This window comes from Nocardia cyriacigeorgica (assembly GCF_010858045.1).
GTDB classification, from domain to species: domain Bacteria; phylum Actinomycetota; class Actinomycetes; order Mycobacteriales; family Mycobacteriaceae; genus Nocardia; species Nocardia cyriacigeorgica_E.
This window is the reverse complement of the sequence record NZ_JAAGVC010000289.1, coordinates 1-298: the sequence shown is the minus strand read 5'-3', so window position 1 is coordinate 298 and position 298 is coordinate 1. Positions and strand designations below refer to the sequence as shown.

Sequence of the window (298 nt, the reverse complement as noted above, 5' to 3'; positions counted from 1 at the left end):
GTCCTCGATCGTGCAGCGCGGGTCGACGGCGACGGCGCCGACGCCTGCGGTAGTGAGTTGACGACGCAGCCCGGCCCGTAGGTCGAGTCCAGGTGTGCCACGCTCGGTGGTGGTCGCACTGCCGGGTAGATGCCGTTCCACATCGGCGCGCATCTCGGCGGGCACCTCGTACTGACGCCCGCTGGCCGCCGGTCCGAGGAAAGCGCCGATGCGGTCGATGCGGGCGCCGACCGACACCATGGCATCGAGGACGCGGGGCACGATGCCGATCCGGGCACCGATACGTCCGGCATGCACG

The 298-nt window shown here is 71.1% G+C and carries 1 protein-coding gene; it reads right to left on the bottom strand.

Features of this window, described 5'->3' with window-relative positions; translation table 11 throughout:
* The coding region (locus GV790_RS29755) for a laccase domain-containing protein (protein ID WP_175586046.1) at positions 1-298 on the bottom strand (298 nt) is incomplete at both ends.